The sequence below is a fragment of the Actinobacillus porcitonsillarum genome, assembly GCF_003101015.1.
GTDB classification, from domain to species: domain Bacteria; phylum Pseudomonadota; class Gammaproteobacteria; order Enterobacterales; family Pasteurellaceae; genus Haemophilus_A; species Haemophilus_A porcitonsillarum.
The window spans coordinates 1,484,250-1,499,437 of sequence record NZ_CP029206.1; the positions used below are offsets into that span (position 1 = coordinate 1,484,250).

Genomic DNA, 15,188 nt, shown 5'->3' on the forward strand with positions numbered 1-15,188 from the left:
AAATTGCAAAAAAACGTAAAAAAGAGAAATTTGCAAAAAAAGTATAAGTTCTAATCGTTTACCTATTCCATAAAGCGCATTTTTCGGATAATCTCATAATTCTTCTTTTTCGGGGGATAAATGCTTGCATTTATCTAAATAAGGTCTTATTAAAGTTAAGTATTATGAGCAATTCATTTTCTTCAAAATTACTCGGTGGCAATCTGGTATTGCGCATTTTCATCGGGTTAGTCTTAGGGATTATCCTTGCATTAGTCAGTCCTGAATGGGCTCAAAACGTTGGGGTATTAGGTCAATTTTTCGTAAAATCACTCCGTGCGATTGCGCCAATTCTCATTTTTGTCTTGGTAATGTCTACCATAGCAAATAAAGAAATTGGGTCAGACAGCAAAATTAAACCGATTTTAGTGCTTTATGTGTTAGGGACATTTGTGGCAGCATTAACCGCTGTTATTTTAAGTTATATGTTCCCAACTACATTGGAATTAGTTGCAAGCCCAGATAATTTAGCTCCTCCAGAGGGAATTGGCCAGATTATCAAAACCGTTGTGTTTAATTTAGTTGATAACCCTCTACAAGCTTTAGCGAATGCAAACTTTATCGGTATTTTAGCATGGTCAATCGGTTTAGGTATTGCATTGCGTCATGCTGCTCCTAGCACAAAAACATTCTTGAGTGATTTTGCTGATGCAGTTTCTGCGGTAGTTAAAGTAGTTATTGCCCTTGCGCCTATTGGTATCTTTGGTTTAGTGGCAGATACGTTTGCAACAAATGGTGCAGATGCGTTTGTGGGATATGCACGTTTATTAGCCGTTTTACTTGGCGCAATGGCAATCGTAGCGTTTATTTTAAATCCATTGATTGTTTGGTGGAAAATTCGCCGCAATCCATTCCCTCTCACATTTATCTGCTTACGTGAAAGTGGCGTAACGGCATTCTTTACTCGTAGCTCAGCTGCAAATATTCCAGTAAATATGGGGCTATCAAAACGTTTAGGTTTACGTGAAGAAATCTATTCGCTATCTATTCCACTTGGTGCGAATATCAACATGGCAGGTGCGGCAATTACGGTAACAGTATTAACGTTAGCGGCAGCTTATACGCAAGGTATTGTGCCTGATTTCTGGTCTGCATTATTACTAAGTATTGTTGCTTCAATTTGTGCATGTGGTGCTTCAGGGGTTGCTGGTGGTTCATTATTATTGATCCCATTGGCATGTAGCTTATTTAATATTCCAAATGATATTGCTGCCCAAGTTATCGGTGTTGGTTTTATCATTGGCGTTATTCAAGACTCAGCTGAAACAGCATTAAACTCATCAACAGATGTATTGTTTACGGCTGCAGTGAGTATTGCTGAAGATCAAAAAACAGCATAATAATAAAATAATCCCTATATTTTAGGGATTATTTTAGAATACAAAATGTAAACTTCATATTAAAATAGCATTGATTCTAATCAAAGGAGGATTATATGGGTACATTTGGTTATGCAATGATGACAGTGGTTGCGACACTCGCAATGATCTGTACTTTCGCATATTTTATTTTCTAATACAGAGGTGCGGAAACGCACCTTTTCTTTTTCTCCTTTCTTTGACAAATTATTCACTTTTTATAGTAATGGGTAACTCATGCGTAAACTCACTTTTTCTCAATTGACTTTTAATGTTAATAACACGCCTGTTTCAGAAAAATTTGACGATATCTATTTTTCAACTCAAGATGGTTTAGCGGAAAGCTATTATGTTTTTCAAGAGGGCAATCAATTGTGGGAGCGATGGCAAACACATGCAAGACCTTGTTTTGTCATCGCCGAGACGGGGTTCGGAACGGGGTTAAATTTTTTAGCTGTAGCTGAAAAATTCCAACAATTTCGTCAACAATTTCCAGAACATAGTTTAAAACGCCTCTATTTTTTATCTTTTGAGAAATATCCATTAACTTCAACACAATTAAGCGAGATACATCAGCATTACCCACAATTTGCAACATTATCAGAAAATTTAACCGCTTGTTGGCATCCGAGACAAGTAGGGTGCCAGCGTTATCATTTTGATAATATTTATCTGGATGTTTGGTTTGGCGATATTCGTGAAAATGCTGAGCAATGGGGAGATTATTATCACGAAATGGTCGATGCTTGGTTTCTAGATGGTTTTTCACCAGATAAAAATCCGGAAATGTGGAACGAAACGGTTTATCAACATATGTTCCAAACCACTCAAAAAGAAGGGACTTTTGCAACCTTTACCGCAGCAAGCCATGTCAGAAAAGGGTTACAAGCGGTCGGATTTGAGGTAAAAAAACGCAAAGGTTTTGGTAAAAAACGTGAGATGTTGTGGGGACAAAAAACATCAAGCTCGATAGAACAAAGTGTGAAATTTCCTTATTTTTATCAAAAATCTGCACAAGATTGCCAAGATATTGCGATTGTGGGGGGCGGAATTGCGAGCCTTTTTCTCGCATTATCCTTATTAGAAAAGGGAAAACAGGTTACTCTTTACTGTAAAGATGAAAATGTCGCTAAAAATGCCTCGGGCAATTTGCAGGGCGCGATTTACCCACAACTAAGTGATGACGATGAAAGAAATGTACGCTTTTATATTCACGCCTTTGATTATGCATTACAGCGGCTACAACAGCTTAAAACAGATATCTCATTTGAGCACGGATTAACCGGCGTTGCGTTATATGCTTATCACGAAAAAGTTGCTCAAAAATTAGAAAAAATGGCAACACAGACAGACGATGAAACACTCTTTAAATTGTGTAATGCGGACGAACTCAGTGAAAAAATAGGTTTAAATGTGGTGCATGGCGGAGCCTTTATTCCCTCTGGGGGATGGTTATCGCCCGTGCAATTTGTTCAAAATACGTTTGCCTATTTACAATCAAAGGGGGTAAAGATCGTTTTAAATCATGAAGTTACCCAACCTGATTTTAAAGAGGGAAAATGGATGTGGCAACATGAAGGCAAAACATTTAAACATGAAGTGTTAGTGTTAGCAAATGGGCATACCTTAAAAGATTTTGCACAGGCTAAAGGTATTCCTTTGTATCCTGTACGTGGACAAGTTAGTTCTGTGCCAAGTAATGAGCAATTAGCACAGTTAAAATGCGTGGTTTGTTATGATGGCTATATTACCCCTATTTCTCAAGCCGGACGTCATTGCATTGGCGCTAGCCATCTTAGAGATAGTGCAGAAACGCATTTTAGTTTGCATGAACATCATGAAAATATTGCAAAACTCCAGAAAAATTTGACCGCTTGTGAATGGACGCAACAGATTGATGCTTCAGAAAATCAAGCAAAAGTTGGAATTCGAGCGGCTTTACGTGATCGTAGCCCCATTGTTGGCGCTGTGCCAAACTGGGACGTGCAAAAAGAGCAGTATCAGAATTTATATAATGCGCTTCGCCGTAAAGAGAACGTTGAACTTGCAGCTTCTTTTCCGCAACTTTATCTAGTTAATGGGTTAGCATCTCGAGGATTAACTTCTGCGCCATTACTTGGTGAGCTTTTGGCAAGCTTAATCACGCATGAACCGCTTCCTATCAGTGAAGATATTTGGCAGATCTTAAATCCAAATCGGAGCTGGATTAGAAAATTATTAAAAGGTAGCCGAGTAGAGTAACGTTCAAAAAACAAACGATCAACATCGAGTTTATGATTTGAGTGTATTTTTTGCTTGCGATCTCCAAAAAGATAGATTACTTTTGTACTAGTTTACTAGTTCATTATCTTCGAGGTTCAAAATGAAAACATGCAAAACATTACTTGTCTCAGCATTAGCCATTTTTAGTTTAAATAGTCTGGCTCAAGAATTACCAAATGTAGCTATTACTGCGATTGTTGAGCACCCGGCTTTAGATACAATTCGTAAAGGGGTGGTTGATCAGCTAGAAAAAGAAGGCTTTGTGGATGGGAAAACGGTCAAAATCAACTTCCAATCAGCACAAGGCAGTACCGCAACAGCGGCACAGATTGCACGTAAGTTTGTTGGAGATAAAGCTACTGTCATTATTCCAATCTCAACACCTTCAGCACAGCCTGTTGTTGCAGCAACGAAAACCATTCCTATCGTATATTCAGCGGTGACCGATCCTGTTGCTGCTAAATTAGTGAAATCTTGGGAGCCAAGTGGCACCAATGTAACGGGAGTATCCGACCATAAACCGATGCAACCGCAGTTGGAATTAGCACAAAAATTAGTGTCTAATTTACAATCAATTGGTTATGTATATAGTGCCGGGGAAGTGAATTCTGCGATTGTCTTAGAAGAATTAAAAGAGGTGGCTGCGAAGGCGGGGATAAAAGTTGTGCCGGTTGCGGTACAGCGTAGTGCCGATATTGGTACAGCGGCTCGTAGCTTAAATGGCGAAGTACAAGCCATCTATATTTCAGAAGACAATGCTGTAGTATCCGCTTATGAAGCATTGCATAAAGCAGCATTGGAGATTAAAGTTCCAGTGATTGCTTCTGATAGCGATACGGTCAAACGAGGTGCTTTAGCCGCTTATGCGGTAAACCAATATGATATTGGTGTTGAAACCGGGAAAGTTGCCTCTCGTATCTTAAAAGGAGAAAAAGCCGGAAATATTCCAACTCATGAAGTGAGTAAAATGTCTCTTTCTCTTAATCAACAAACGGCAAAAGAGTTTGGTATTTCTATTCCAGAGCCTTTAAAAATAGAAGCAAAGGATATTTTTTAGAAATAAGTAAGTGAATTTTTGGTGTAATAGACAAAATAGTTGCTAAAAAGTGGCTTAAAGCCTTATAGTACCGGCATTATGTAGCAGTTGCACAAAATATATGTATGGATGCCACGCTGGCGTCTATTTCAGAGTAGCTGATAAAATACATGACAGCATGACTATCATTTCGCAGATGTAAAATTATTTATCTATATTGTGTTTATGACGGACGCCAGCGTGGCGTCCCTTGTATTAGAATATGGGTAAAAGAAAACCCCATTACGAGTACCATCATAATGGGGTTAAAGAGAAAGTAGAGTTGTGGCGTCCCTAGTGCTATTAAGCACGTAGTGTAGATATAAGCCTACTTCCTCATCCACTATCACCCCGAATGGTATCTCAGGCACGTTTTCCGTAGCCCGCATTCACAAGGTTTGGAGGTCAAATGGATAACCCATTATATTACGTTGGCATTGATATTGCCAAAGCTAAATTTGATGTTGCCATTAAATTACAAAACGGCAAACATAAGCATAAAGTGTTTAAAAATAATCCGGAAGGATTTCAATCACTTATGCAGTGGCTCAATACATTTGGTGAAACTTTTCACTGCGTAATGGAAGCCACCAATATTTATCACGAAGCCCTAGCTGATTTTCTGTTTCAACAGCAAATCACCGTTAGCGTAATTAACCCTAAATGTAGTGCAAATTTCACGAGAACCGATAATTTACGCTCTAAAACCGACAAAATCGACGCCAAAATGCTTGCCGATTATGCCGATGAAAAGCGTCATAAATTACCGATTTATCAGCCAATTTCCCCTGCTCAACGGGAATTGTTGCGTAAAAATCGCCAACTTGACCACCTGAAAAAACAGTTGGCACAAGAAAAAACACGGCTAACGATGTTGATTGATAGCGATTGCATTGCTTCAACACAGCAGATGATTGCCTTCATCAAAGCGCAGATTAATGCTTTGGAGAAAACGATTAAACAGTGCGTTAATGCAGATAACACATTGAAAAACAATGTAAAATTGCTTTGCACTATTCCTGCTATTGGCTTTGCAACCGCCGTTCAACTGATTGCCCATTTAGGTGATGGCAATCGTTTTAAAAATGCAAAAGCTGCAGCCACTTTTACAGGCTTAACCCCGATGATTAAAAGTTCGGGGAAAAGTTTAAATACCGTTATTGGTATCTCAAAAATCGGGCAATCCGACATTCGCAAGGCGCTCTTTTGTCCTGCAATGAATTTTGCCTTTGGCTGCTACAAAAATAGCGTATATCGCTCGTTTGTATTGCGGTTGCTTGAGTGTGGTAAGCCTAAAATGGTAATTATCACTGCTTTAATGCGTAAATTAGTCACTATTGCACAGGCTGTATTGCAAAAACAGACGGCATTTAATTTAGATACATTTATGAAATAAAATTTGTTGTGTCTTATGGTATCTACTATATCGTTTTATCAAATTTAAGGAATTGTGCATTTGCTACATAATACCGTATAGTACAAGGCTTTAATCCCTCTTTTTGAAATATGAACAAAATAACTGTCCATTTTGCCAAAGTACAAGAATAAAGAAATATAGCACATCAAATAATATTCAACGATATTTCGTCATAAATGCTATAAAACATCTTCCTTCAAGAATAAATTAGCTCCAATTAAAATTTGGGCAGATTACGCTTCTGGAAAACAAACCTTTCAACAACGCGCCGTTAAATATCATTGTTCAGTCAGAACTTCAAATATAATTGATAAAGCTCCTAAAACGTCTTTAAAGCATCCTTTAAATAGAAATATTATATCGCAGTTACAAAAAGGGCGGTTAGATACGTTAAAATACGTTCGATTTGTTATTTAAGAGTAATAAAAAAGCCTTTCTAACTAAGCTACACAAGGATTTTGCGAGCGGTTACGAAAGGCTATGATATGAATAATGGTGCAACTAGCTGGACTCGAACCAGTGACCCCCACCATGTCAAGGTGGTGCTCTAACCAACTGAGCTATAGTTGCTTTAACGCTTTGTATTATAGTTTAATAGATTAAATATGCAAGAGGCATATTGTTATATTAGTATAATAATACAGCAATCATTTAAGTGTTCGTTCGTTTATTAGGCTTTTTTCGCTTTTAGGTGTGCGACTTTATGTGCACGATAAATTGCGTTAATGGCGTGGATCAAAGCTCGAGCTGATGATTCAACAATATCGGTTGCCAAGCCTACGCCGTGGAATTTACGACCTTCGTGTTCCACCACAATATCTACTTGCCCTAATGCTTCAGCGCCTTCGCCCTTAGCTGTTAGGTTATAATGCGACATTTTTAAGTCTAAGCCGGTAATTTTTAAGATGCTATTAAATACCGCATCTACCGGGCCATTACCGCCATTTGATACCTGACTTAATTTCACACCATCAAGCTCAACTTGAACAAAGGCAGAAGCTGGTAAGGTGCTGATAGTTTGTGAGGTAATCACATCTAATTTTAAGCGATCTCCATCGCCAGCTTGCATATCAATGAAAGCGAGTGCTTCAAGGTCGTAGTCAAAGACTTGTCCTTTTTTATCCGCTAATTCTAAGAAAGCGGTATAGAGTTTGTCTAAGTCATAATCGCTATCTTGATAGCCCATTTCAGCCATATGGTTGCGTACCGCAGCACGTCCTGAGCGAGCGGTTAGATTTAATTTCTCTTTCTTCAAACCAATCGTTTCAGGCGACATAATCTCGTAGGTGTTTTTATTTTTTACCATACCATCTTGGTGAATACCCGATGAATGTGCAAAAGCATTAGCGCCCACAATCGCTTTATTTGGTTGAATTGGCATATTACAAAGCTGGCTGACCATTTGGCTTACACGATGAATTTCCTGGGTATTGATACGAGTATCTAAGCCGTTGAACATATCTTGACGGGTCTTAATAGCCATTACTACTTCTTCTAATGCGGTATTACCGGCACGTTCACCAATGCCGTTAATGGTACATTCAATTTGTCGTGCACCATTTAAAACAGCGGTAAGAGAGTTTGCAGTTGCCATACCTAAATCATTATGACAGTGAACCGAAATTACAGCCTTATCGATATTCGGTACACGGTTCATTACATCTGCAATAATGCCGCCATATTGGGTTGGTAAACAATAACCTACGGTGTCCGGAATGTTTACCGTGGTTGCGCCTGCTTTAATCGCTGCTTCAACAATACGGCAGATATTGTCAATACCGGTACGACCTGCATCTTCACAAGAAAATTCCACATCATCGGTATAACCTCTCGCACGTTTAACAGCATGGATAGCCATTTCTACCACATCTTCAAATGAACGTTTTAGTTTTGCTTCCACGTGTAAGGCAGAGGTTGCAATAAAAGTATGAATACGGAATGCTTCAGCAACTTTTAATGCTTCAGCTGCAACATCAATATCTTTATCGACAGCACGAGATAAAGCACAAACGCGGCTGTTTTTAATATTTTGAGCAATGGTTTTGACCGATTCAAAATCGCCGGCAGAAGAAACAGGGAAACCCACTTCCATCACATCAACACCTAAGCGTTCTAACGCAAGTGCAATTTGTAGTTTTTCTTTTACGGTTAAACTCGCTTTAAGTGCTTGTTCGCCATCACGAAGCGTGGTATCGAAAATAATGATATTGTTTTTGTTCATAATCAGTTCCTCATAGAAAATTAGCTCTATTATCCTCTTTTTGATGGATAAAAAAAACCCGCAAGAAATATGCGGGCTAAAGTTTGGATAGTGAACAGACTTTCTTCAGATAACCTTAGTCCTCGCATAAAAAATACGATAACAGAGATAATCGGAGTGAAAGTTGTTTTTCCATTGTGTTGTGTGTGTTTATGTTTGCATTGTTATTCGGTAATGGTGCTATCATAACTTCAAATGGAGTTATGTCAATAGAATTTCTCACTTTGCGCAAACGTTTACCTGCGTAAAAACCATTTTGTTTTAGATATATATTTTGTTTATTTTTCATTTTTTAGTTTTAAAAGCTAATGAGTTATTCTCCGACCAAAGAAAAGAAAACGATTTAGTCAAAAAAAAGTTTTTTACGCTTTATTCTCGATTGGGTGAAATTTGTGCTGTTTTGATTTTGGTTATAAATATCGGCTATTTTCTTTGCGGAGAAATATGAAATTTGATAGCCTTACGACAATATTTTTCACTAGGGAAGAAAATCAGATGAACGTACCTTTTCGCGCGATTATTTCAGATTTAGATGGCACACTATTAAATGGTGACCATAAAATTGGTCAGTTTACGATAGAAACGCTGAGTAAATTATCTCAAAAAGGTGTTGATATTTATTTTGCCACGGGAAGAAATTTACCAGATGTAAAACATATCATTAGTAAAGTAGATGTAAAAGAAGCGATGTTAGTGACTTCTAATGGCGCAAGAGCCAATTTCTTGTCAGGCGAGCGAGTTATTAGTCATTATTTACCTGAAACATTAGCTTTTGAATTGATGAATTTGCCTTTCGACCCAACTAAAGTTTGTGTGAATAGTTATCAGGGCGATGAATGGTTTATCAATATTGATTTAGAGCAGCTCAAAAAATACCATAAAGATTCCGGATTTAGCTATCAGGTTGTGGATTTTAGCAAACATCATGGCGAGCAAACAGAAAAAGTCTTTTTTATCGGGAAAACCCTAGCGGATTTGCAGCCGCTTGAGCAGAAAATTCGTGAAACTTATGGCGATGATGTTTATGTTGTTTATTCTACGCCACAATGTTTAGAAGTGATGAATAAAAATGTTTCTAAAGCGAATGCACTAAGTGAATTAACACAACGCCGAGGTTATGGCTTAAAAGATTGTATTGTTTTTGGTGATGGGATGAATGACTTTGAAATGTTAAGCCAAGCGGGGAAAGGATGTATTATGGCAAATGCTGATCCGCGTTTGAAAGCCTCACTTCCACAACATGAAATTATTGGGAATCATAAAGATGAAGCTGTAGCAAGTTATTTGCGTGCCATCATGGGGATTATTTAGTATTTCGGTTATATCTCGTTCATTATGAACAAATTTGCAAATAAGCGGTCAAATGTAACCGCTTATTCTTAATTTAAATATGATGTATAAACAATGAAACTGAAATTAAAACCCCTTATTCTTATTTTAGCTTTAGGCGTTGGTGTTGGGAGCTACTTTTATATCAATAAAACGGAAGAAGCTAATCAAGTTCACTATATTACAGAACCGGTGAAACGTACCACGATTGATAAAAATGTACTCGCCACAGGTTCAGTTAGAGCAAGTCAAAGAACGGAAGTTGGCGCACAAGTTTCGGGTAAGATCATTAGCTTGAATGTTAAGCTTGGACAAGCGGTTAAAAAAGGCGATTTAATTGCAGAAATTGATGCGAGTAACCAAAGTAATAGTTTGAGTACAGCAGAGGCAAGTTTAGCCTCTTATCAGGCTAAGTTAAAATCGGCGCAAGTAGCGTTAGAAGTTGCGCAATCTAACTATGCTCGTTTAAGTAAACTGTATAAATCGGATAGTGCTTCATTAAGTGATCTCGAAACGGCTAAAAATACGCTAGCTTCAGCAAAAGCAACCGTCGATGAAGTGAAATCACAAATTCAAACTGCACAAATTTCGGTTAATGATGCGAAAACAAATTTGAATTACACACAAATTATCTCGCCAATGGATGGGATTATTGTCTCGGTTCCGGTGTCTGTGGGGCAAACGGTAAACTCTAATCAAACATCGCCAACAATTGTACAGGTTGCAGATTTATCGAAGATGTTGATAAAACTGGAGATTTCAGAGGGCGATATTGCTCAGGTACAAGAGGGGCAAGAGATTCGCTTTACGACTCTTGCAGAGCCTAATCGTGCCTATCAAAGTAAGATCGATACGGTTGATCCGGCTTTAACCACATTGACGGACAATAATTACACAGAAGAGTCTGGAAATACCGAAGCGATCTATTATTATGCAAATGCATTGGTCGATAATGCAGATAATCGTTTACGAATTGGGATGACTGTGCAAGGTCAAGTGAATATCGCTAAACGAGAAAATGTTTTAGTTGTGCCGACTTCGACTTTGAAGAAGAAGGGAGATAAAACAACGATTCAAGTGTTGAATAATAATCAAGTGGAAGAAAAAGACATTCAAACAGGGTTATCCGACAGTCAATATACCGAAGTAATTTCGGGTATAAATGAGGGAGAGCAAGTTGTTGTTACTCAACGGGCAGATAGTGAAAAAGTGAGCAGCGAGCCTCGCCGCCGTATGTTCTAGATGAAGATGTAAAAATGCCCTTAGTGTTTGCTAAGGGCATTTTTGTCTCTATTTCATTTGAGATTAGATTTCTAATAATAGACGTGTTGGATCTTCAAGTAAATCTTTTACCGCCACTAAGAAACCAACGGATTCACGGCCATCAATGAGGCGGTGATCATAAGAGAGCGCTAGATACATCATAGGGCGAATAACCACTTGTCCATCAACTGCCACTGGGCGATCTTTAATAGCATGCATGCCTAAAATTGCACTTTGAGGCGGGTTGATAATTGGGGTAGACATCAGTGAACCAAATACGCCACCATTGGTAATTGTGAAATTCCCACCAGTTAAATCTTCAACGGTTAATTTACCATCGCGACCTTTCTCCGCAAGTGTTTTGATTGTTTTCTCAATTTCCGCCATAGAGAGTTTATCGCAATTGCGAATAACCGGTGTGACTAAACCACGAGGGGTAGAAACAGCAATGCTGATATCGAAATAGTTGTGATAAACCACATCATCGCCATCAATCGAAGCATTGATTTCAGGGTAGCGTTTGAGTGCTTCAACAACAGCTTTAATATAGAAAGACATAAAGCCTAAACGTACACCATGCTGTTTCTCAAATTTCTCGCCATAGGTTTTACGTAACGTCATAATTGGCTGCATATCAACTTCATTGAATGTTGTTAGCATTGCCGTTGAATTTTTAGCTTCAAGTAAGCGTTCTGCAATGCGTTTGCGTAGACGGGTCATTGGCACACGTTTTTCGCTACGAGAAGAGTAAGCCACAGTGCTTACCGTATTTTGTTCTGTCGCCATGGCAGATTTTGCTTGTTGTGCTTCACGTTTTGCAAGGTAAGCATTGATATCTTCACGAGTTAATCGGCCGCCAACGCCAGTACCTTGAACTTGATTTGCTTCAATACCGTGCTCAGCCAGTAAACGGCGAATTGCAGGACCTTGTGAATCGGCATCAGAATGATCGTGTTCAATCGCAGAGGTCTTTCTATCCGCTGGTGTTGCTTCTACACTGTTTGTTGCAACATTTTGGATAAAATCGCCCGCTTGTGTGGTTGAAATTTTGCCTAATACTTGCGAAGAAACAACGGTAGATCCGCTTTCTTGTAAGATTTCACTCAATATACCATCCACCGGAGATGGGACTTCAAGTACGACTTTATCTGTTTCTACTTCAACTAAAACTTCATCGCGTTTTACGCTATCGCCTGCCTTTTTATGCCATGTTGCGACAGTCGCATCAGCCACAGATTCAGGGAGAACAGGAGTTAGGATTTCAGTTGTCATGTTTTTTTCCTTTTTAAATTTCATTTCATTCTCCCTATTTTGATAGGGAGAAAATGTACTATTAAAGCGTTAAAGCCTGTTCAACAAGCTCTCGTTGTTGTTTGTTATGTAATGAGGCATAACCGACTGCCGGTGCTGCAGAGGCAGGGCGTCCGGCATAATGTAATTTGGCTTTTGCCGGAATAACCGCTTCAAAATTATGTTTACTGCAATACCATGCGCCTTGGTTTTGAGGCTCTTCTTGACACCAAACAAAATCTTTTACATGTGCATAAGGCGCAAGCACTTTTGCCATGTCTTCGACTGGGAATGGATAGAGCTGTTCAATACGGATAATCGCAACATCCGTTTGCTCTTTTTTACGGCGTTCTTCAAGCAGATCGTAATAGACTTTACCCGAACACATGACGACACGTTTCACTTTTTTCGGGTCAATATTATCTATTTCGCCAATCACATTTTGGAATTGTCCATTCACCAATTCATCAAAGGATGAAATAGCAAGCGGATGGCGTAAAAGCGATTTTGGCGAAATAGCTACTAACGGACGGCGCATTTTACGAATCGCTTGGCGGCGTAACATATGATACACCTGAGCCGGTGTACTCGGAACACAGACTTGCATATTTTGTTGTGCGCAAAGTTGTAAATAGCGTTCTAAACGAGCAGATGAGTGCTCCGGTCCTTGCCCTTCATAACCGTGAGGAAGCAACATCACAAGACCACACATACGTCCCCATTTTTGTTCGCCTGAGCTGATGAATTGGTCAATCACAATTTGTGCACCATTTGCGAAGTCACCAAATTGCGCTTCCCAAATCGTTAATGTTTTTGGATCTGTGGTTGCAAAGCCATATTCAAAAGCTAAAACCGCTTCTTCAGAGAGTACAGAATCCCAGACTTGGAAGCGACCTTGGTTCGCATGTAAATGGGTTAATGGTACAAAACCGGTTCCATCATTTTGATTATGCACAACCGCATGGCGGTGGAAGAATGTACCTCGTCCGGCATCTTCGCCCGAAATACGCACATGCGTCCCTTCATCTAAAAGGGTTGCGTATGCCATGGTTTCAGCCATACCCCAGTCAAAAGGTTTAGAACCTTCTGCCATTTCTTTACGGTCGTTATAGATTTTTTCTACACGAGAATGTGCTTTTACAGAAGCCGGATATTCTGCCACACGTTTTGCTAAAGTGGTAAAACGGTCTGTTGGGAATCTGTTTTCATAAGGCGCAGTCCAATCATAATTTAAGTATTGTAGCCAATCGACTGCTGCCATATCCATTTCACGCCACTCAGGTACAACACATTCGCCATGATCAAGTGCATCACGGTATTCATTCGCCATTGACGTGACTTCATCTTGATTTAATATACCTTCAGCCACTAAACGATCTGCATAAACTTTGCGTGGAGTAGGGTGTTTTTTGATAATGCTATACATCATCGGCTGTGTTGCTAGCGGTTCATCTGCTTCGTTATGCCCATGACGGCGGTAAGAAATTAAATCGATGAAAATATCACGTTTAAATTTAGTGCGATATTCAACCGCCATACGAGCCGCAAATGCAACGGCTTCCGGATCATCGCCATTAACGTGAATGATCGGCGCTTGAATCATTTTTGCAATATCAGTACAAAATTCGGTAGAACGGGTATCGTTTGGGTTTGACGTGGTAAAACCAATTTGGTTATTGATCACAATGCGGATTGTTCCACCCACGGTATAGCCACGCGCATTTGCCATATTTAACGTTTCTTGCATCACACCTTGTCCGGTAACAGCAGAGTCGCCGTGAACGGTAATGGCAAGCACTTTTTCGTGAGCGGTATCACCCAAACGTTCTTGACGAGCACGAACTGACCCGATAACCACTGGGCTTACAATTTCAAGATGAGAAGGGTTAAATGCAAGGGTTAAATGCACACGTTTATCATCAACGGCAAAATCAGATGAGAAACCTTGATGGTATTTTACATCCCCCGTACGGTTGTCATCAGCGTGTTTTCCCGCAAATTCATCGAAGAGTTCGCCCGGTTTTTTACCGAGAACATTGACGAGCATATTTAAACGCCCACGGTGAGCCATCCCCATTACCACATCATTCATACCATTACGGCTTGCGTGACGAATGATCTCTTTCATCATCGGAATAAAGGCATCTGAACCCTCAAGAGAGAAACGTTTTGCCCCAGGGAATTTCGCCCCAAGATAACGCTCTAAACCATCGGCAGCTGTTAATTCTGCAAGAAGGTTGATTTTTTCTTCTTTCGTAAAGAGAGGTTTATTCAGCACACTTTCCATTTTAGCTTGAAGCCAATTGCGTTGTTCCATATCGTGAACATGCATAAACTCAAGCCCGATAGAGCCTAAATATGTCTCTTTTAATGCTTTGACAAGATCGCCAAATTTCATGGTATCTTTGCCGTAAACATACTTTCCTAAAGTAACGGTTTCGTTTAAATCCGCATCACTAAAGCCATGAAAGCGATAATCTAACTCAGGGACTTGCGACGTTTTCCAACGATAATAGTTTAGAGGGTCAAGGTTCGCTTGTGTGTAACCACGAATGCGATGAGCATTGATCCATTGAAGTAATTTTACCTGTTTAGCGCTTGCTTCAGGATCAACGACAGAAACGGCTTCAGGGAGATTTTCTCGCGCCAGCTTGCGGAAGTAATCACGAACTTGAGAATGAGGTTGTTCTGCCACGGTTGTTGCAGGGAAACTGTCAAAAATAGCTTTCCACGAAGCATCGACAGAAGCAGGATCTTCAAGATACTGCTCGTAGATTTCTTCAACATAGGCTTGATTTGAGCCACCAAATGGACTCGAAGCGAGCCAATCATCAAAATTTTTATATTGATATTGCATATAGACCTAACCTGTTTGGTTGTGGATTTCTATAGCAT

General features: G+C 39.5%; 10 protein-coding genes and 1 tRNA gene. 7 read left to right on the forward strand and 4 right to left on the reverse strand.

Features of this window, described 5'->3' with window-relative positions:
• Nucleotides 1–164 precede the first annotated feature (164 nt).
• From sstT to DDU33_RS11040, 5 genes are all read left to right on the forward strand, one after another.
• The gene (sstT, locus tag DDU33_RS07225) at nucleotides 165–1,379 is read left to right on the forward strand and encodes a serine/threonine transporter SstT (protein WP_108924082.1); all 1,215 of its coding nucleotides are present in this window, start codon (nucleotides 165–167) and stop codon (nucleotides 1,377–1,379) included.
• Between the two features lie 255 nt (nucleotides 1,380–1,634).
• Nucleotides 1,635–3,638, forward strand: a complete 2,004-nt coding sequence (mnmC, locus tag DDU33_RS07230) for a bifunctional tRNA (5-methylaminomethyl-2-thiouridine)(34)-methyltransferase MnmC2/FAD-dependent 5-carboxymethylaminomethyl-2-thiouridine(34) oxidoreductase MnmC1 (RefSeq protein ID WP_108924084.1) — start codon at nucleotides 1,635–1,637, stop codon at nucleotides 3,636–3,638.
• A 121-nt stretch (nucleotides 3,639–3,759) separates the two neighbouring features.
• Nucleotides 3,760–4,716, forward strand: coding sequence for an ABC transporter substrate-binding protein (locus DDU33_RS07235; RefSeq protein ID WP_108924086.1), 957 nt, complete (start codon nucleotides 3,760–3,762; stop codon nucleotides 4,714–4,716).
• A 427-nt stretch (nucleotides 4,717–5,143) separates the two neighbouring features.
• Nucleotides 5,144–6,130, forward strand: coding sequence for an IS110 family transposase (locus DDU33_RS07240; RefSeq protein WP_108922914.1), 987 nt, complete (start codon nucleotides 5,144–5,146; stop codon nucleotides 6,128–6,130).
• Between the two features lie 103 nt (nucleotides 6,131–6,233).
• Nucleotides 6,234–6,362 (forward strand): transposase-like zinc-binding domain-containing protein, encoded by a 129-nt coding sequence (locus DDU33_RS11040; RefSeq protein WP_420807408.1) that lies wholly within the window; start codon nucleotides 6,234–6,236, stop codon nucleotides 6,360–6,362.
• A gap of 282 nt (nucleotides 6,363–6,644) precedes the next feature.
• Here the strand turns inward: DDU33_RS11040 and DDU33_RS07250 are convergent.
• Nucleotides 6,645–6,721, reverse strand: a tRNA-Val gene (locus DDU33_RS07250).
• Between the two features lie 100 nt (nucleotides 6,722–6,821).
• Nucleotides 6,822–8,372: a 2-isopropylmalate synthase gene (leuA, locus tag DDU33_RS07255; RefSeq protein ID WP_108924088.1), complete on the reverse strand. Its 1,551-nt coding sequence runs from the start codon at nucleotides 8,370–8,372 to the stop codon at nucleotides 6,822–6,824.
• A gap of 534 nt (nucleotides 8,373–8,906) precedes the next feature.
• Here leuA and DDU33_RS07260 point away from each other — a divergent pair.
• Together DDU33_RS07260 and DDU33_RS07265 are read left to right on the forward strand one after the other, a co-directional pair.
• Entirely contained in the window at nucleotides 8,907–9,722 is an 816-nt protein-coding gene (locus DDU33_RS07260; protein WP_108924090.1) for a Cof-type HAD-IIB family hydrolase, read from the forward strand.
• A gap of 93 nt (nucleotides 9,723–9,815) precedes the next feature.
• Entirely contained in the window at nucleotides 9,816–10,982 is a 1,167-nt protein-coding gene (locus DDU33_RS07265) for an efflux RND transporter periplasmic adaptor subunit (protein WP_108924092.1), read from the forward strand.
• Between the two features lie 63 nt (nucleotides 10,983–11,045).
• Here the strand turns inward: DDU33_RS07265 and odhB are convergent, their stop codons facing one another.
• Nucleotides 11,046–12,275, reverse strand: a complete 1,230-nt coding sequence (gene odhB, locus DDU33_RS07270; protein ID WP_005819519.1) for a 2-oxoglutarate dehydrogenase complex dihydrolipoyllysine-residue succinyltransferase — start codon at nucleotides 12,273–12,275, stop codon at nucleotides 11,046–11,048.
• A 61-nt stretch (nucleotides 12,276–12,336) separates the two neighbouring features.
• Nucleotides 12,337–15,150, reverse strand: a complete 2,814-nt coding sequence (gene sucA / locus DDU33_RS07275) for a 2-oxoglutarate dehydrogenase E1 component (RefSeq protein WP_108924094.1) — start codon at nucleotides 15,148–15,150, stop codon at nucleotides 12,337–12,339.
• Nucleotides 15,151–15,188 lie beyond the last annotated feature (38 nt).

Excerpts from the sequence above, each read along its gene's own strand:
- sstT (WP_108924082.1), top strand. The coding sequence starts at position 165 with ATGAGCAATTCATTTTCTTCAAAATTACTCGGTGGCAATCTGGTATTG.
- mnmC (WP_108924084.1), top strand. The coding sequence starts at position 1,635 with ATGCGTAAACTCACTTTTTCTCAATTGACTTTTAATGTTAATAACACG.
- DDU33_RS07235 (WP_108924086.1), top strand. The coding sequence starts at position 3,760 with ATGAAAACATGCAAAACATTACTTGTCTCAGCATTAGCCATTTTTAGT.
- DDU33_RS07240 (WP_108922914.1), top strand. The coding sequence starts at position 5,144 with ATGGATAACCCATTATATTACGTTGGCATTGATATTGCCAAAGCTAAA.
- leuA (WP_108924088.1), bottom strand. The coding sequence starts at position 8,372 with ATGAACAAAAACAATATCATTATTTTCGATACCACGCTTCGTGATGGC.
- DDU33_RS07260 (WP_108924090.1), top strand. The coding sequence starts at position 8,907 with ATGAACGTACCTTTTCGCGCGATTATTTCAGATTTAGATGGCACACTA.
- DDU33_RS07265 (WP_108924092.1), top strand. The coding sequence starts at position 9,816 with ATGAAACTGAAATTAAAACCCCTTATTCTTATTTTAGCTTTAGGCGTT.
- odhB (WP_005819519.1), bottom strand. The coding sequence starts at position 12,275 with ATGACAACTGAAATCCTAACTCCTGTTCTCCCTGAATCTGTGGCTGAT.
- sucA (WP_108924094.1), bottom strand. The coding sequence starts at position 15,150 with ATGCAATATCAATATAAAAATTTTGATGATTGGCTCGCTTCGAGTCCA.